Annotated in this window: 19 protein-coding genes; 2 read left to right on the top strand and 17 right to left on the bottom strand. The window is 42.2% G+C overall.

All coding sequences use genetic code 11. The features are described 5' to 3' along the window. Positions 1 to 17: 17 nt before the first annotated feature. From CYK16_RS06520 to CYK16_RS06505, 4 genes are all read right to left on the bottom strand, one after another. Positions 18 to 647, bottom strand: a complete 630-nt coding sequence (locus tag CYK16_RS06520) for a Pr6Pr family membrane protein (protein WP_060805419.1) — start codon at positions 645 to 647, stop codon at positions 18 to 20. 2 nt (positions 648 to 649) lie between these two features. Next, complete coding sequence (locus tag CYK16_RS06515; RefSeq protein WP_020903640.1) at positions 650 to 988, bottom strand: zinc ribbon domain-containing protein YjdM; 339 nt, start codon at positions 986 to 988, stop codon at positions 650 to 652. 130 nt (positions 989 to 1,118) lie between these two features. Then, a complete protein-coding gene (gene cmk, locus CYK16_RS06510) occupies positions 1,119 to 1,790 on the bottom strand; it encodes a (d)CMP kinase (protein ID WP_000849398.1) in 672 nt (223 codons plus the stop codon). Between the two features lie 8 nt (positions 1,791 to 1,798). Beyond that, entirely contained in the window at positions 1,799 to 2,269 is a 471-nt protein-coding gene (locus CYK16_RS06505) for an SAG1386/EF1546 family surface-associated protein (RefSeq protein WP_060805418.1), read from the bottom strand. Between the two features lie 45 nt (positions 2,270 to 2,314). On the opposite strand from CYK16_RS06505, the gene CYK16_RS06500 reads away from it, so the two are divergent. After that, positions 2,315 to 2,521 carry a ferredoxin gene (locus CYK16_RS06500; protein WP_162489578.1) on the top strand — a complete coding sequence of 69 codons (207 nt, stop codon included), beginning with the start codon at positions 2,315 to 2,317 and terminating at the stop codon, positions 2,519 to 2,521. Between the two features lie 50 nt (positions 2,522 to 2,571). Here the strand turns inward: CYK16_RS06500 and CYK16_RS06495 are convergent, their stop codons facing one another. From CYK16_RS06495 to CYK16_RS06465, 7 genes are all read right to left on the bottom strand, one after another. Further along, positions 2,572 to 3,537 (bottom strand): glycosyltransferase family 2 protein, encoded by a 966-nt coding sequence (locus CYK16_RS06495; protein ID WP_060805432.1) that lies wholly within the window; start codon positions 3,535 to 3,537, stop codon positions 2,572 to 2,574. A gap of 1 nt (position 3,538) precedes the next feature. Then, positions 3,539 to 4,558, bottom strand: coding sequence for a UDP-glucose 4-epimerase GalE (gene galE, locus CYK16_RS06490; protein ID WP_060805417.1), 1,020 nt, complete (start codon positions 4,556 to 4,558; stop codon positions 3,539 to 3,541). 60 nt (positions 4,559 to 4,618) lie between these two features. Further along, positions 4,619 to 4,804, bottom strand: a complete 186-nt coding sequence (locus tag CYK16_RS06485) for a hypothetical protein (protein ID WP_101776798.1) — start codon at positions 4,802 to 4,804, stop codon at positions 4,619 to 4,621. Positions 4,805 to 4,810: 6 nt separating this feature from the next. After that, the gene (locus tag CYK16_RS06480; protein ID WP_060805415.1) at positions 4,811 to 5,914 is read right to left on the bottom strand and encodes an NAD(P)/FAD-dependent oxidoreductase; all 1,104 of its coding nucleotides are present in this window, start codon (positions 5,912 to 5,914) and stop codon (positions 4,811 to 4,813) included. Positions 5,915 to 5,930: 16 nt separating this feature from the next. Beyond that, complete coding sequence (locus tag CYK16_RS06475; protein WP_060805414.1) at positions 5,931 to 6,728, bottom strand: Nif3-like dinuclear metal center hexameric protein; 798 nt, start codon at positions 6,726 to 6,728, stop codon at positions 5,931 to 5,933. Further along, positions 6,715 to 7,392, bottom strand: a complete 678-nt coding sequence (locus CYK16_RS06470) for a tRNA (adenine(22)-N(1))-methyltransferase (RefSeq protein ID WP_060805413.1) — start codon at positions 7,390 to 7,392, stop codon at positions 6,715 to 6,717. The genes CYK16_RS06475 and CYK16_RS06470 overlap by 14 nt, the downstream gene beginning before the upstream one ends. A 101-nt stretch (positions 7,393 to 7,493) precedes the next feature. Next, the gene (locus CYK16_RS06465; protein ID WP_060805431.1) at positions 7,494 to 9,830 is read right to left on the bottom strand and encodes a cation-translocating P-type ATPase; all 2,337 of its coding nucleotides are present in this window, start codon (positions 9,828 to 9,830) and stop codon (positions 7,494 to 7,496) included. 132 nt (positions 9,831 to 9,962) lie between these two features. On the opposite strand from CYK16_RS06465, the gene CYK16_RS06460 reads away from it, so the two are divergent. Continuing rightward, the gene (locus CYK16_RS06460) at positions 9,963 to 10,712 is read left to right on the top strand and encodes a lysophospholipid acyltransferase family protein (RefSeq protein ID WP_101776796.1); all 750 of its coding nucleotides are present in this window, start codon (positions 9,963 to 9,965) and stop codon (positions 10,710 to 10,712) included. Positions 10,713 to 10,755: 43 nt separating this feature from the next. On the opposite strand, the gene CYK16_RS06455 is transcribed toward CYK16_RS06460, so the two are convergent. From CYK16_RS06455 to rpsO, 6 genes are all read right to left on the bottom strand, one after another. Further along, the gene (locus CYK16_RS06455; RefSeq protein WP_101776795.1) at positions 10,756 to 11,448 is read right to left on the bottom strand and encodes an alpha/beta hydrolase-fold protein; all 693 of its coding nucleotides are present in this window, start codon (positions 11,446 to 11,448) and stop codon (positions 10,756 to 10,758) included. Continuing rightward, on the bottom strand, positions 11,429 to 12,439 hold the full coding sequence (locus CYK16_RS06450; protein ID WP_101776794.1) for an ABC transporter substrate-binding protein: 1,011 nt from the start codon (positions 12,437 to 12,439) through the stop codon (positions 11,429 to 11,431). The genes CYK16_RS06455 and CYK16_RS06450 overlap by 20 nt, the downstream gene beginning before the upstream one ends. Before the next feature lie 19 nt (positions 12,440 to 12,458). After that, on the bottom strand, positions 12,459 to 13,214 hold the full coding sequence (locus CYK16_RS06445; protein WP_101776793.1) for an ABC transporter ATP-binding protein: 756 nt from the start codon (positions 13,212 to 13,214) through the stop codon (positions 12,459 to 12,461). Between the two features lies 1 nt (position 13,215). Next, positions 13,216 to 14,262, bottom strand: a complete 1,047-nt coding sequence (locus CYK16_RS06440; protein ID WP_101776792.1) for a FecCD family ABC transporter permease — start codon at positions 14,260 to 14,262, stop codon at positions 13,216 to 13,218. Between the two features lie 233 nt (positions 14,263 to 14,495). Then, complete coding sequence (locus tag CYK16_RS06435) at positions 14,496 to 15,116, bottom strand: CadD family cadmium resistance transporter (protein ID WP_000531713.1); 621 nt, start codon at positions 15,114 to 15,116, stop codon at positions 14,496 to 14,498. 651 nt (positions 15,117 to 15,767) lie between these two features. Then, a complete protein-coding gene (rpsO, locus tag CYK16_RS06430) occupies positions 15,768 to 16,037 on the bottom strand; it encodes a 30S ribosomal protein S15 (RefSeq protein ID WP_001018251.1) in 270 nt (89 codons plus the stop codon). Positions 16,038 to 16,186: the final 149 nt, after the last annotated feature.

Genomic DNA, 16,186 nt, shown 5'->3' with positions numbered 1-16,186 from the left:
AATGAATCCCTTGTGTCTTAGGATGACTTTCTCTTGATTTGCTTGATAAAGTAGAAGATAAATCCTGCCACCATATAGGCAACAAAGATAATCAGACACCACTTGAACACGATATCCCAACCCTTGTTCACATTCAAAAAGAAGTAAGGGAAAGGACTAACCTTAGAATTAGGAATGTCTAGTTTCAATACCAAACCATTAAAAAGAGCAAAAATCATATACAGCAAGGGTAAAATCGTCCACACAACTGGATCCCAAATCTTGTATTGACCCTGTTTGTCAAAAAAGAGGGTATCCGCTAAAAACCAAAGGGGAACGATATAGTGGCAAAGGAAATTTTCCAGAGTATAGAAATTAGTCGCAATGGGCGCTAAGAGGAAATGGTAAATCACACAGGTAATCATAATACTCATGGTAACTCCACCTTTTAAGCGCAAGAGACTTGGTCTTTGCCAGTTTTCACCTAAACGGCTCATAACCTTTAGGAGATAGAGCGTAAAAATCGCTACTAAAAGATTTGACAGAACCGTATAATAGAGAAGCATCCCAAATCCACCATGCTTGGCGATTTCAAGATAAACTCCCGTAAAAGCCGCTAGAAACAAGAAGATACGGCTATAAAATACTATTTTATAGTGCTTTGACATGCTTAAATTTTCTTCACAAACTCTGATTTAAGTTTCATAGCGCCAAAGCCATCGATTTTACAGTCGATATTGTGGTCGCCTTCTACGATGCGGATATTTTTCACGCGCGTCCCTTGTTTCAAATCTTTTGGCGCACCTTTTACCTTCAAGTCCTTGATGAGAGTTACTGTATCACCGTCAGCCAATTTATTTCCGTTGGCATCGATAGCGACAAGACCTTCTTCTACTTCTGCAACTTCAGCAGGATTCCACTCATGAGCACACTCTGGGCAAACCAGTAGGGCACCGTCTTCGTAGACATACTCTGAGTTACATTGTGGGCAATTTGGTAGGTTGTTCATGGTTTCTCCTTATAATCATTCACTATTCTTTGAAAATCAAAATTTCTCGAACAGCAACTATTATACCCTAAATTCAACATTTTGACAAATTTAGAAAAAAACCGATATCAATCTATCGGCTTTTCTATATTTACATTCTTTTTTCAGCTTCTGCTTTAATTTTTTCAACTACTTCTTGAATGTTCAAACCAGTTGTATCAAGGTAGACAGCATCCTCTGCTTGTTTGAGAGGCGAAGTCTCACGATGACTATCCTTATAGTCACGCGCAGCAATTTCTTCTTTTAGAGTTTCAAGGTCTGTTTCAATTCCCTTGGCAATATTTTCCTTGTAACGGCGCTCTGCTCTCTCATCGACTGAAGCTACTAGGAAAATTTTCAATTCTGCTTGTGGCAATACAACAGTCCCAATATCGCGACCATCCATGACAATCCCACCTTGCTGGGCAATCTCTTGTTGGAGAGAAACTAGTTTCTCACGTACTTGAGGAATTGCTGCAATGGCTGAAACATGATTGGTCACTTCATTTTCACGAATAGGATGGGTAATATCCACATCCCCTACAAAGACAAGCTGTTCTCCAGTTTCTGAGCGTCCAAAACTGATTGGATGCTGGTCCAACAAGGCTAAAAGCTCCTCAATCTCTTCCACTCCTAACTGGTTCTTGAGAGCCATATAGGTCGCCGCACGATACATAGCACCTGTATCTAGATAGGTGTAACCAAAATCCTTGGCAATAATCTTTGCGACCGTACTCTTACCACTTGAAGCAGGGCCGTCAATAGCAATTTGAATTGTTTTCATATCAACTCCTATTTGATTTTAACAACATCACCTGGATTAGCAAACCAAGACCCTGTAGCCATATGACTAGGATTTAAGGCTTCTAACTGAGCAATCGAAATCCCAGCGCGAGCGGCAATGGCTGCTTCTCCTTCTCCAGCTAAGACTTTTGTCGTCCCTTCTGGATCTGTAGCTTCCTCCGAGTGTTCAGAAGAAGATTCTGAACTCTGTTCAGGATGGGAACTACTAGAAGATGAAATCTGTACTACATTTGCATCAGAATCATGAAAATCTTTCAAGGCTGCTGTGCGATTACTCCCACCCGATGATAGATAGATCAGAACAATAATCATCACAACTACAATCACAAAGAAAATACTTGCTAAAATAGTTAAGATACGATTAGCAATGACTCCTCCACCTTGTTCTCGATTATGGCGTTGTGTTCTTGTTTCCTCTTGATTTTCATAAATATCTTCTTGCCACGGTTCTTTTGCCATATCTTACTCCTTGTTTTTTTTTACTTTTCTTATTACAATATAAATATGAAAATCACACTTATACCTGAACGTTGCATTGCCTGTGGGCTTTGCCAAACTTATTCTGATTTATTTGATTACCACGATAATGGAATCGTGCGTTTTTACGATGATCCTGATCAACTGGAAAAAGAAATTTCTCCTAGTCAAGACGTCTTAGAGGCTATTAAAAACTGCCCAACTCGCGCCCTGATTGGAAACCAGGAATCCTAAATCAATGGCGGTAATCCACTCCTTCTAGTTTAGCATATTTCCATGTAAAATTATAGTCTTTTCTCTCTATTTTTTTCGGTTAAAATAGGAAGATCACTTTTTTCTTTGATAAGATAAAGTGGTCTTTTTTTAGTCTCTAGATAAATCTTACTGATGTACTTGCCGAGAATCCCAATGGTCAAGAGTTGAATGCCTCCAAGAAAGAGAATGACAGCCATCAGAGAGGTCCAACCCGATGTCGGATTGCCCAAAATAAGGGTCCGAACCACAACAAAAAAGGTCATGAGGAGAGAAATAAAACAAGATAGAAGACCTGCTACAAAGGCTATAATCAAAGGAAAATCTGAGAAATTAACAATCCCTTCCATGGAGTAGAAAAAGAGCTGCCTAAAACTCCAACTGGTCTTGCCAGCCTGCCTTTCGACATTTGGATAATCCAGATAGTAGGTTTTAAAACCTACCCAGGCAAATAGTCCCTTTGAAAAACGATTGGATTCGGTCAAACTTAAAATAGCATCGACTACTGATCTTCTCATCATGCGAAAATCACGAACACCTGACGGCAGGGCTACTGGACTGATTTTTTGCATAAGGCGGTAAAAGAGATCAGCACAGAAACTGCGAAAGAAGGGTTCTCCCTCCCGACTGGTTCTGCGTGTCCCTACACAGTCCAAGTCTGCATTCTGGTCCAGTAAAGCCTTCATCTCAAGTAGCATACTAGGAGGATCTTGGAGGTCTGCATCCATCACCACCACCAGATCTCCTGTCGCATACTGCAGACCTGCATAGAGGGCTGCTTCTTTACCAAAATTTCGAGAGAAAGAAAGATAATGCACTGCTGAATTTTGCTCCCGATAGGCCTTTAATAGTTCCAAGGTCCCATCACTCGATCCATCATCGACAAAGACATACTCGATTTCTGTTTCCAATTCTGGAAGCAGTGCTTCCAAAGCCTGATAAAAAAGAGGAAGTACTTCCTCTTCGTTTAAACAGGGGACAATGATTGACATCACCATCTTAGTCTTCAAATCCATTTGGATGCTTGCTTTGCCAACGCCATGCGTCTTCACACATTTGGGTGATATCTAGTTCTGCTTCCCAACCAAGTTCTGCTTTGGCTTTTGCTGGGTCTGAGTAGCAGGCTGCAATATCACCTGGGCGACGTTCTACGATGCGATAAGGAATTGGGCGTCCCACTGCTTTTTCCATGTTTTGGATAATTTCAAGAACAGAATAGCCTTTACCAGTTCCAAGGTTATAAACGTTTAGACCTGAATCCTTTTGGATTTTTTTCAGAGCTGCAACGTGACCCTTAGCCAAATCGACAACGTGGATATAGTCACGAACACCAGTTCCGTCTTCCGTATCGTAATCGTCTCCAAATACTTGCACTTGCTCTAATTTCCCAACGGCTACTTGAGTCACATATGGCAAGAGGTTGTTTGGAATACCGTTTGGATTTTCTCCTAGGTCTCCACTTTCATGAGCTCCGATTGGGTTGAAATAACGAAGCAAGACCACATTCCATTCTGAGTCTGCTTTGTAAATATCGGTCAAAATTTCCTCTAGCATGAGCTTGGTACGACCATATGGATTAGTCACTGAAAGTGGGAAATCTTCCAAGATGGGCACTGTGTGCGGATCTCCGTAAACTGTCGCAGAAGAACTGAAAATGATGTTTTTACAGTTGTTTTCTTCCATGGCTTTCAAAAGGCTAACAGTTCCAGCAATATTGTTGTCATAGTAGGCAAGAGGGATACGTGTTGATTCGCCAACAGCCTTCAAACCAGCAAAGTGAATGACACCAGTTGGTTCTTCTTGTTTGAAAATGTCACGAAGAGTATCTGTATCACGGATATCAGCCTCATAAAAAGTAATTTCAACTCCTGTAATTCTCTCAACAACTTCTAAACTTTTACGGTTACTATTAACAAGGTTATCCACCACAACAACCTGATGACCTGCTTGGATTAACTCAATAACAGTGTGGGTTCCGATAAAACCTGCTCCACCCGTTACCAAAATCTTTTCTTGCATCTTCTTCCCTCGATTCTCGGATTTTTTTCTTATTTTACCATTTTTGATAGGGAATGTCATTTACCATCCTAGAGGGGAGGCTAAAATTTCAGTAAAATGCTTATACTCTTCGAAAATCTCTTCAAACCACATCAACGTCGCCTTGCCATGGGTATGGTTACTGACTTCGTCAGTTCTATCCACAACCTCAAAGCAGTGCTTTGAGCAACCCGCGGCTAGTTTCCTAGTTTGTTCTTTGATTTTCATTGAGTATTATTCGCTTTTTACTCGTTTGACATAGTTTTCAATTGGGTAGTTTGCTGGGTCCAAGGTCAATTCCTTTCCTTGAACCAGTTGAGCTAGATGGTAGCCAATGATAGGACCAGTTGTGAGGCCTGATGAACCTAGTCCACTGGCTGCATAGACACCTGCCAATTCTGGCACTTGTCCAAAGAAAGGAGAGAAATCACTAGTATAGGCACGGATTCCCACACGCTCACCAGATGATTTCGCTTCTGCCAAGGTTGGGTAGTGAGGTAAGGCTGCTTCCTCCATGTGTTGGAGTAAGGTTTCATCTACCGTCAAATCAAATCCCATGTCATTTTCATGAGTAGCGCCTAGGGATAATTTCCCACCTGCAAAAGGAATCAAATCCCACTCCCCTTCTGGCATAACCACAGGATAAGATTCCATGTCTTGGGCAAGTTGATAATCTCGGAGTTGCCCCTTTTGGGGACGAACATCTACTTCATAACCTAAAGTCTCTAATAACTGTCCCAACCAAGCTCCCGTTGCCAAAACAACCTGATCAAACACCTCTTCACCAATCTGGTAGCCTGATGATAGAGGATTCAGACTCACTTTTTCTTTGACCAGCTTGACCTGACTGGCTTCCAGCAAACGAGTGACCAAAAGCTGACCATCTACTCTCGCTCCACCAGAAGCATAGAGCAGGTGGTCAAATCCCTGCAAGTCAGGGAATAATTCATTTGCTGATGCTTGGTTCAAAATGGCTAACTGGCCTATCAAGGGAGATTCTTCTCTACGCTGGAGGGATAGTTGATAGAGTTCTTCCAACTTAGTTTCATCCTTTTTCAGGAGAAAGACTCCCGAACGTTGGTAAAAGTCGATTTCTTGCCCTGACTTTTCTAAATCAGCCAACAAATCCACATAAAAATCAGCCCCCAAGCGCGCCATCTTGTACCAGGCCTTATTGCGGCGTTTGGAAAACCAAGGACTGATAATTCCTGCTGCGGCCTTGGTAGCCTGACCTTGTCCATGGTCAAAGACGGTCACCTCTAGGTCACTTTCTTTCGAGAGGTAGTAGGCAGCTGTTGCTCCCACAATCCCTGCTCCGATAATGGCAACTTTTTTCATTGTTTTCACTTTCTAACTAGATATGGTGGAAAGGATTGGTCGATGCTTGACTAGGTAAAATCTCTAGTTCCCAGCCTTTTTCCTCTTTCCATTGATTAAGAAGCTCTGCAATTTTTTCCACAAAAAGCACTTCGATATAGTGACCTGGATCCAATGCCAACAAGCCATCAGACAACATATCCTGGGCAGTATGGTAGTAAATGTCACCAGTGATATAGACATCCGCTCCTTTAGCTAAAGAATCCTTATAGAAAGACTGCCCGCTACCACCACAGATGGCCACTCTTGAAATAGACTTCTGCAAATCACTCTCTTGATAATGCACCATTCGAAGACTATCTAGACCAAAGACTTTCTTGACATTCTGGGCCAATTCTCCAAATGTCTGAGGCTGGACATTTCCAATACGACCAATTCCACGTTCTGGACCTGTCTCCTGTAGGTAAGTCGTCTCCTCGATACCTAGCATCTGACAGAACCAATCATTGAGACCATTTTCAACAATGTCAATATTGGTATGGCTGACATAAACTGCGATGTCATGCTTTATCAGATCAATGTAAATCTTATTTTGTGGACGGCTAGCTACCAAATCCTTGATAGGACGGAAAATCGGCGCGTGCTTGACAATAATCAAGTCCACACCCTTTTCAATGGCTTCAGCCACTGTTTCTTCACGAATGTCGAGGGCCACCATGACTCTTTGGATATCCTTGTCCAAAGTGCCGATTTGCAGACCACGACTATCCCCCTCCATGGAAAATTCTTGCGGACAAAAGTCTTCATAACATTTAATGACTTCACTTGCTAGCATGGAGAACCTCCTTGATGGCTTGAATTTTATCTACTAGAACTTGACGTTCCTCCAGATTTTTTTCTGGAATTTGGTTAAGGGCAAATTCTAGCTTAACAGCTTCTTTTTGCCATTTTTGGACAAAGACTGGACTGATTTCTTTGGACAAGAAAGGTCCAAAGCGAACATCACTGGCTGATAGCTTCATTTGTCCTGCTTCCACCACCAAAATCTCGTAAAACTTGCCAGCTTCTTCTAAGATCCTTTCAGCTACAATTTGAAATCCGTTCTCTTGTAACCAAATGCGCAAGTCGTCTTCACGATTATTGGGCTGGAGGATCAATCGTTCTACATTAGCTAACTTGTCCAAGCCTTCTTCTAAAATTCTGGCAATCAAACGACCACCCATACCAGCAATGGTAATGATAGACACTTGGTCTGCATCTTCAAAAGCTGCCAAGCCATTGGCTAAACGAACCTGGATTTTCTCCTTTAGGCCGTGCGCCTCAACATTTTTGACTGCAGATTGGTAGGGACCTTCCACCACCTCACCTGCAATGGCACTTTTGATTTGTCCTCTTTCGACCAACTCAATAGGCAGATAAGCATGGTCACTTCCCACATCTAGCAAAATGGCTCCCTGTGGCACAAAGGAAGCCACCAATTCTAATCTCTTTGAAATCATCTTCTCTCACTTTCCAAAACTCTATTACCTCTTATTATACCACATTTCAGCTAGCAATCTTGTACTTAAAAAGACCGCAATCCACAGATTGCAGCCTTTCTTTATTTTCTGGCTTGATAGCGACTAGTCAGGATGAAAATCACGATAAAGACCAACATCATGACACCATAAACAGGTAATGTTTGTCCTGTTAAGGTCGAAATTTCAAGTAATTTTTGAATTCTTGGGAAGAGAGCTGTAGCTAGGAAGCCTCCTACTGACCAAACAATCAAGAGGACACGCCAGAGGGTAAATGGCATGCAGGCTCTAAATACAGATAAGAAACCGATAGACCCAAGTAGATAATAGAGGAGGGTTGTGATTTCTAACTCAGACCAACCTTGGCTACTTCCAAACATTTTCACAAAAAGAACGCTGAATACGACCATGAGAGCGCTTGGTAGGGCACGAAGCATAGATCTTCTGAGGAAGTTTGGCTCAACAGGTTTGATATTGCGCTCAAAAGTCAGAACGAATGGTGGGAAACCTTCCACGAACTGGTCAATCATGGTAATCTGGATTGGAATGAAGGGGAAAATCAAGATCCACTCAGTTCGACCTAGTAAAGCACTAGCGATACAGATAACTGCGAGCAAGAAAGAATAGATGGTCTTTATCAAGAAAATCGGGGCGATATGGGCAATGTTATTGACCACCCGACGACCTTCAAAGAGAATCTCAGGAACATCATTAAAGTCAGAGTTCAAGAGAACCAGATTTGCAATCTGACGAGTCGCAGGATCTCCCTCCGCCATTACGATAGAACAATCCGCCTCACGAAGAGCCAAGATATCATTGACACCGTCCCCTGTCATAGCTGTTGTATGCCCTGCTTTTTTCAGTGTTTGGATGATGAGTTTCTTTTGATGAGGGGAAACACGTCCGAAAATAGCTGTCTCCTCAGCCATAGCAACCAATTCCTCATCCGTGATTTTTGAGCAATCTACATAGCTGTGATAGTCCGCAAAACCAGCCTTCTGAGCAATGCTGGACACCGTAACTGGATTGTCACCAGAGATAATCTTGAGCCCCACTTCCTGAGAACGGAGATAGTCCAGCGTCTCTGCTGCTCCTTCTCGAATCGGGTCCAAGATTTCCAGCAAGGCCAGAGCCTGAATATCAGATGGTTTTTGTGGTTTGTGATGGTCTAATTTCTCCTGACTGAGAGCTAAGACCAAGACACGTGACCCTCTCTCCAAGGCCTCCCTGGCTTCTGGGGCTTCAGAGTCCAGCAACATCTCAGGCGCACCTAAGAAAACTGTCCCCAAACCTTCCAATTCCATAGCTCCCCACTTGCGGTCGCTTGAGAAAGGCAGATTAGAGATCATAGGATAGACTACCTGACCTTGGAAACGCTGGCGAATGGCTTGAGCTGTTGGATTTTTATCCTCACTATGGGCCATATAGCTGGCCAAGATGCTAGCAAGCGCTGACTCTCCATACTCTTCGGTCAAAGGAAGAACAGCCTCCACCTGCATCTTTCCTTGGGTGATGGTGCCTGTCTTGTCCAGACAGAGCATATCCACGCGCGCCAAGGTCTCAACAGAGTACATTTCCTGAACCAAGACCTTTTTCAAGCCCAACTTAATCACCGCTGTCAAGAGCGAAGTAATGGTCAAAAGGGCAATTCCCTTAGGCAACATTCCCAGCAGGGCTGTCGACGAATTTACAACGGATGACTTGAGAGGCAGACCTTTCAACATCAAGGCTTCTAGCAAGAGAGCTAAACCAAAGGGAATGATAATCTTCCCAGTAAAACCAGCTAGCTTGTCCAGCGATTTCATGATACGGGAGTTAATAGGTTTAACGGTCTTGGCTTCCAGCATGAGTTTGGCAGCATAGTTGTCTGCACCGACATGGTGAACTTGAGCTAAAACTGCCCCACTGGCTAAGAAACTTCCTGACAAAAGCAAGGCATCCACTTCCTTTTGCACCAAATCACTTTCCCCCGTCAACATGGCTTCATTGACTTCCGCAAAGCCTTCCAAAACCAAGGCATCACTAGGAATCTGCTCTCCTGCAGACAGACGAATGACATCTCCTAACACCAATTCTTCAGGATTCAGAGCCACTTCTTGACCATCACGAATGGTTTTGACCTTTTCCTTGGTCATGAGATTGAGCTTGTCCACCATGTGTTTGGCCCGCAGCTCGGTCACAATCCCAGAAAAAGCGTTAAAGCAGATAACAGCAAAGAAGACCAGATTGCTCCAAGCCTGCACGAAGGCAAGGGCCAAAGCAATGGCAAAGTTCAAAGCGTTAAAAAGGGTAAAGACATTTCGTTTAACGATTTGCCAAGTGCTAGTACTGGCCGATGCAGTAAAATCATTGACCAAGCCCTTAGCCTGTCTTTCCTTGACTTCTCTTTGGGTTAATCCCATAATCTTATTTTTATCCATAAGTTTTATCATATCATTTTTTCTAAAAGAATTCTAATCTCATCCCAAATATGCACCTAGTCATGGGAAAAGTTTGCCAGCCCTCCTTTGATAAGGTATAATAATAACAAGAAAATAATCGAAGGAGATCGCATGTTTTATACTTATTTACGTGGATTGGTTGTCTTGCTCCTATGGTCCATCAATGGCAATGCCCACTATCATAATACTGATAAAATTCCTAATCAAGATGAAAATTATATTTTGGTTGCGCCTCACCGTACCTGGTGGGATCCTGTTTACATGGCCTTTGCGACCAAGCCAAAACAATTTATCTTTATGGCCAAAAAAGAGCTCTTTACCAACCGTATCTTTGGCTGGTGGATTCGTATGTGTGGCGCCTTTCCTATCGACCGTGAAAATCCTAGCGCTTCTGCCATCAAATACCCTATCAACGTCCTTAAAAAAAGTGATCGCTCCCTCATCATGTTTCCAAGTGGGAGCCGTCACTCAAACGATGTCAAGGGTGGCGTAGCTCTGATTGCCAAAATGGCCAAGGTCCGTATCATGCCGGTTACCTACACAGGTCCCATGACTTTGAAGGGCTTAGTTAGCCGCGAGCGTGTCGATATGAACTTTGGAAATCCAATAGATATCTCAGATATCAAGAAAATGAATGATGAAGGCATTGAAACAGTCGCCAATCGAATCCAAACAGAATTCCAACGTCTGGACCAAGAAACGAAACAATGGCACAATGATAAAAAACCAAACCCACTATGGTGGTTTATCCGCATCCCTGCCCTCATCCTTGCCATTATCCTCGCTATCCTAACCATCATCTTTAGCTTTATCGCAAGCTTCGTCTGGAATCCAGATAAAAAGAGAGAAAAACTTGCTTAAATAAATACAACAATCCCTTGGCAAAATCCAAGGGATAAATCTTTTATTCGATTTTCCATTTTTGGGCCAACCAGCTGGAAAAAGCTAGGAATCGTTCAGCTACTTGTTCATGGTGTCCATAAGGATCAAAGACAAACTGGCCGTTCGGATAGCATTTCTGAAGACTGGTATGGATCTGCTCAGCATAGGCTGGTGCTTGAGCCAAGCGATTAGTATGGTGTGCTCCTTCTGTTTGACCATTCTGTAAATACAGCAAACAGTCCAAATTTTTCACATTTTCTTCCTTGCAGTAAATCACAAAATCAGGATACCAAAAGGAACCGCAGATCGAAAAGACACAGGAAACCTTGTCAAAACCGAAAAGACTGTAGACTGCCGCCAAACCACCTAGTGAGTAGCCTCCATAGGCAAGGCGAGTTTCGTCCAGGCGATAAAGCGACTGCAACTTGTCTAAAAGACCTCCAAACAAATCATCATGATAGGCGTTGGCCTGACCCCCAAAATCTGGAGCTCCATCTCTCAGAGCCGATGCCTTCCATGGAGTATAGTCGTCTAAGCGATTTTTAGAGGTCAAGCTCACTAAAATCACAGATTCAGAAAGGGACGATAAGAAGTCCAAGTTCCCATCATTCAATAAAATAGCCGGATAGGTTTGATTGGGGGCATAGTTAGAGGGAAGGCTGATTTTGACTTGGATTCCTTCCCAATCAAACTCATTATTTATTGATAAAGTCATTGATTTTCTCAAGGGAATCAATCACTGCTGGACCATAGTCCATCAATTCATCGTAAGAAATAGTCATGATTTTTTGATTCTTAATAGCAGGAACGCTTTCCAAAACAGCATTTGCCTTCATCAACTCTACTGCTTTTTCATCCAATTTTTTATTGCGATCGCTGGTTACATAGATAATCAATTCAGGATCCATTGACACGAGATTTTCCAAGGTCAAGCCTGATGTCCCCGTAGCAACGTTTGTATAACCAAGTTGGTTCAGCAAACTTTCTTGCAAAGCAGACTTGTAGGCACCGAAAGTTTCATCATTATAAGCAACCATAATCAAAGCCTTTTTCTTTTCACCTTGACTTGCTGGGTTTGCTTTCTTAACAGCGTCGATTTTAGCTTGTAATTGCGCTGCGTATTCATTAGCCTTGTCCTGAACATTAAAAATCATTCCTAGATTTTTGACATCTTCTACGATATTTCCCAAATCTTGCTGAATTGTTGAGAGAGAAGCTTTTTGCGTATAAACTGGGATTTTGTTTTCATTCCAAGTGCTAACTGTCCCCAAGGATTTTTCAGAAAACATCATGTTTCGACCCATCACAGCGTCTGGCTCATAAGAAAGGACTGTCTCTTGTGAGACTGTTTTTTTATCCCCAATTTGAGGAATAGTCGCAATCGCGTCCTTGTATTTGTCCGTCACAGCATTGTCTGGATTGAGCATACCAACAATTTTATCCTTCAACCCCAACTCCAATAAGATTTCAGTGGTTGAAAGATTGTTGGTGATTACTTTTTCAGGTGCCTTGTCAAAAACTTGTTCTACTTCATTTCCTTTAGCATCATAGGTCTTGACCGTTAACGGATAAGTCGTCTCTGTGCTGGCCTTTTGACTTGTTTCTGCGCTTGATTGTGTGGTAGCTTTTTCTGTAGTAGTGTTACCACAAGCTGCCAAAGTTAAGGTAGCTACTGTTACGAGTAAAATGCTTAGTGTTTTTTTCATCTTGTTTTCCTTTTCATTCTTATAAATAGTGAATCATGGCTTGCTGGTCCTCGGTCCAAGTAACCTGACTTTGAACTCCGTATACAGTTTGCAATGACTCAGGGGTGATAGTCTCCTTTGGAGTCCCTTGGTAAAGGATTTCTCCCTCTTTCATCAGATAGAGATAATCCGAATAGCGACAAGCAAGTTGAATATCATGCAGGACAGCTAGAACATTGACCTTAAGCTCCTTCACAATGGCCAACAAGTCTAGCTGATACTTGATATCCAGGTGATTGGTTGGTTCGTCCAGGAGCAAGAGAGTCGGTTCTTGAGCTAAGGCACGGGCTAATAAGACTCGCTGTTTCTCTCCCCCTGACAGAGACGAATAGAGACGAGTTTTCTTCTCAAGCATATCCACCTTAACGAGGGCATCTTGAACGAGAGCATAATCTCTTTCCCTTTCCTTCTGTAAAAAAGAGAGGTGGGGAGTTCTTCCCAGCAAGACGAGTTCCTCAACTGTACAATCAAACTGCAGCTGGTTAAACTGGGTGACAACTGCCATTTGCTTGGCTGTTTCTTTGAGTGACCAATGCTCCAGCGGCTTTCCATCTAGGCTTATCAAGCCTTTGTCCGCCTTTTCCTGACGATAGAGGAGTTTAAGTAGACTGGTTTTCCCGCTTCCATTTGGTCCTAGTATCGTGTGAAATTGATGCCCTTCAACCTTAAGAGAAACTCCCTTGAGGATTTTTTTCTCTCCTAGTCCAAAATGGATATCCTGACAAATCAAGTCCATATCAGACCCTCACCTCCCTTCGCCTACCTCCAACAATGTAGATAAAGAAGGGAGCACCTACTAAGGCTGTGAAAATACCAATAGGAAGCTCTGCATTTGGAATAATGACACGAGAGAGTACATCTGCCCAGACGACAAAAAGGGCACCTAGCAAGGTTGCAACAGGAAAAAGCCTCTTATAATTCGTTCCTACTAATCCTCGAGCTAAATGTGGAGTAATCAGACCGACAAATCCAATAATCCCACAGGTTGCCACTAATACTGCTGTTAGCACAGCCACCATGGTCACATAAAGATACCAATAAAAGCGTAAGGGAATCCCCAAAGTTAAAGCAGCCTCATCTCCCATCATCATCGCATTAAAAACACGATACTGGGTAGAGAAAAATAGAAAGGCCATTCCTACTACTATAGTTGGCAGGACCAAGTCTGCCCAGGAAGTCCCAGCGAGCGAGCCCATTGTCCAAAACTTAATGGTCATCACACTGTCCGCATTAGCGCCAACTGAGATAATAAAGTTTGAAAAAGCCAGAAAGAGAGCATTGACCACCGTTCCTGATAAGATCAGACTAGAAGTCGTCATCCTTCCCTGCATAGAGGCAATGATGAGAACAGCAATTGTTGCCAAAATAGCTCCAAGAAAAGCTCCAAGGCTAATCATCACTTTTAAACCAAGAATGATGCTCAAGGTTGCCCCTAAAGTTGCACCCGCAGAGATTCCTAAGACATAAGGTTCTGCGATAGGATTGTTCACTGTAGACTGCATCACGCTACCACACATAGAAAGGCCTGCTCCTACTATCAGACCTAACAATACTCGAGGGAATCTCATGTTCCATACAATGGCAAGAGTTGACTTGGAAACCTCTCCTATCTCAAGAGGAAATCCCAACCTGCTCAAAATAATCCGATAGGTATCTCCTAGATCAATTGCAACAGATCCCATTGAAACTGCTAGAAAGAGAGAAATCCCTAAAATACCTAGCAAAACAACTAAAAGTAACACAAATTGCTGGTCTTGTCGGCTTCCAGAAAATTTGGAAAGCATGCAAACCTCCTTTGATAGAATCTTAAAAATTTAGAAAATTCTCATGAAAAGTATACCATATTTTCAACAATGGAACAAGATGAGAAAAATAAATATAGTTGGTCTTACAGTGCTAGGAACCGTAACCAAAGATAATACTTGAGCATATCGAGGTAAGGTGACAACATAAAAAGCCCTCTGAAGTCAGAGAGCTGATTTGAGCTCGGGCTAAAATCCTAGTGAAACAAAAAAATCTACACGGTCAGAAAAGTCTCTATCGTGCCATTTTCATACATGATGTATAGTCCAAGTAGAATGAATACTAAGGGCACAATGATTCGCTCGTATTTTTCAATTGTCTCGAATATTAAGGGAATAGAGGATAACACCCGACTAATCTCGCATAAGATAATTATGCCGATTACAAACACAAGCAAGGCCACGAGGGTCTGTGACCAATCTAATGAAGCAAAATAAGGTATATAGATACCTAAATTATCTCCGCCAGACGCAATTGTTAGCAATGTAACTGTCCAAAACAGTTGATTTGCCTTGCTTTGTTCTAATCTTTCAATAATTTCTTCCTCTTCTTCCTCTTCTTCCTCACCTTCTCCAACAATTGCAAAGCGAATCCCTAAATAGATAGGGATTAAACCAAGCAATCCAACCATCCATTCTTCAGGCACGAAATTAACGACATAAGCAGCAACTAAACTCGCCCCTACAAGTAAGCCTGTGCCTAGATATTGCCCCGCATAAATATGCCATTTTTGTTTATTCTGTGATAGCTGTGCAAATAAAATAAATAAAATAATTAAATAATCGATACTGGTGGAAATATAAACACCAATAGCAGATATGATTGTCTGTCCCATAAAAAACCCTCCTGTATTAGTCAGTAATAAATCAGCAGATTTTAGGAGAGCACAGACACATTAATTTAGCTATCGCTAGTGGGTAATTTCGAACATAGGAAAGCATTTTACTCCTCCTCAAAACGTAGTTACAAAGTAATTTCTAACTGGAATTCGGTGACTACTTCCATGTAAAGTATAACATACTATACTTTACTTCGTAAAGTGTGGGCTCTCCGAAGGGGCTTGCAGACAGCTACTCGGCTTGAAAAGCCGAGTAGCTACGCACCCTTATGGTGTAATTAGCTGATACCATTTGAGGTTTTTGTAGTCTCCAAAATTGTGACCGATAAAACTCGCTCTCCAGCTGCTGGCAAAGCCAATGTGTTTTTGTAGTCTCCAAAATTGTGACCGATAAAACCTCAATAAAAAAGCCCTCTGAAAATCAGAGAGCTGATTTGAGCCCGGGCTAAAATCCTAGTGAAAAAGATGAAACTCCTTGTGTTCATCGAACACGGTGTCCTTTCCCTATTTTCATACGGATTTTTGACGCCCTTAGCATCATAATTCTTGCTGGATAAATCGTTTATAGACTAGGCGACGAGGCGAAGATTGTACTAATGGTACATCGAGCCGAAGCCAACGAAGTATAGAAACGGTTTAGACGCAAGATTAGCGACGAAGTCCTAGAGAGTTGATCAACTCACGGTAACGGTTAACGTCGTTTTTACGCAAGTATGCAAGCAAGTTACGACGGCGACCGATTTTCTTCATCAATCCACGGTAAGTAGCGTGGTCTTTTTTGTGTTGTTTGATGTGTTCGTTAAGGTGGTTGATTTCCCAAGTAAGGACAGCAACTTGAACCTCTACTGAACCTGTATCACCTTCGTGACGTGCATATTGTGCGATGATTTCATTTTTTTTCTCTTTTGAGATTGCCATGATGTTTCTCCTTTTTATTTGGCTTCATCCGAGTGACAGGTTGGCATGCCTGTAACCAAGAAGAAGTTATTTGTCTTTACGACAATCCCTATTCTACCAATAACTAACTTCTTTGTCAACAGATTTACTTTCTTGTTTTAAAGATGCTA

This window comes from Streptococcus oralis subsp. dentisani (assembly GCF_002860905.1).
In the GTDB taxonomy this organism is placed as follows: Bacteria; Bacillota; Bacilli; order Lactobacillales; family Streptococcaceae; genus Streptococcus; species Streptococcus oralis_BA.
The sequence above is the reverse complement of the archived record's forward strand: the minus strand, read 5'-3'. Positions and strand labels throughout refer to the sequence as shown.

Excerpts from the sequence above, each read along its gene's own strand:
- CYK16_RS06450 (WP_101776794.1), bottom strand. The coding sequence starts at position 12,439 with ATGAAAAAAACACTAAGCATTTTACTCGTAACAGTAGCTACCTTAACT.
- CYK16_RS06470 (WP_060805413.1), bottom strand. The coding sequence starts at position 7,392 with ATGATTTCAAAGAGATTAGAATTGGTGGCTTCCTTTGTGCCACAGGGA.
- galE (WP_060805417.1), bottom strand. The coding sequence starts at position 4,558 with ATGCAAGAAAAGATTTTGGTAACGGGTGGAGCAGGTTTTATCGGAACC.
- CYK16_RS06435 (WP_000531713.1), bottom strand. The coding sequence starts at position 15,116 with ATGGGACAGACAATCATATCTGCTATTGGTGTTTATATTTCCACCAGT.
- CYK16_RS06460 (WP_101776796.1), top strand. The coding sequence starts at position 9,963 with ATGTTTTATACTTATTTACGTGGATTGGTTGTCTTGCTCCTATGGTCC.
- CYK16_RS06455 (WP_101776795.1), bottom strand. The coding sequence starts at position 11,448 with ATGACTTTATCAATAAATAATGAGTTTGATTGGGAAGGAATCCAAGTC.
- CYK16_RS06440 (WP_101776792.1), bottom strand. The coding sequence starts at position 14,262 with ATGCTTTCCAAATTTTCTGGAAGCCGACAAGACCAGCAATTTGTGTTA.
- cmk (WP_000849398.1), bottom strand. The coding sequence starts at position 1,790 with ATGAAAACAATTCAAATTGCTATTGACGGCCCTGCTTCAAGTGGTAAG.
- rpsO (WP_001018251.1), bottom strand. The coding sequence starts at position 16,037 with ATGGCAATCTCAAAAGAGAAAAAAAATGAAATCATCGCACAATATGCA.
- CYK16_RS06485 (WP_101776798.1), bottom strand. The coding sequence starts at position 4,804 with ATGAAAATCAAAGAACAAACTAGGAAACTAGCCGCGGGTTGCTCAAAG.
- CYK16_RS06505 (WP_060805418.1), bottom strand. The coding sequence starts at position 2,269 with ATGGCAAAAGAACCGTGGCAAGAAGATATTTATGAAAATCAAGAGGAA.
- CYK16_RS06445 (WP_101776793.1), bottom strand. The coding sequence starts at position 13,214 with ATGGACTTGATTTGTCAGGATATCCATTTTGGACTAGGAGAGAAAAAA.
- CYK16_RS06520 (WP_060805419.1), bottom strand. The coding sequence starts at position 647 with ATGTCAAAGCACTATAAAATAGTATTTTATAGCCGTATCTTCTTGTTT.
- CYK16_RS06475 (WP_060805414.1), bottom strand. The coding sequence starts at position 6,728 with ATGCTAGCAAGTGAAGTCATTAAATGTTATGAAGACTTTTGTCCGCAA.
- CYK16_RS06500 (WP_162489578.1), top strand. The coding sequence starts at position 2,315 with ATGAAAATCACACTTATACCTGAACGTTGCATTGCCTGTGGGCTTTGC.
- CYK16_RS06480 (WP_060805415.1), bottom strand. The coding sequence starts at position 5,914 with ATGAAAAAAGTTGCCATTATCGGAGCAGGGATTGTGGGAGCAACAGCT.
- CYK16_RS06495 (WP_060805432.1), bottom strand. The coding sequence starts at position 3,537 with ATGGTGATGTCAATCATTGTCCCCTGTTTAAACGAAGAGGAAGTACTT.
- CYK16_RS06515 (WP_020903640.1), bottom strand. The coding sequence starts at position 988 with ATGAACAACCTACCAAATTGCCCACAATGTAACTCAGAGTATGTCTAC.
- CYK16_RS06465 (WP_060805431.1), bottom strand. The coding sequence starts at position 9,830 with ATGGATAAAAATAAGATTATGGGATTAACCCAAAGAGAAGTCAAGGAA.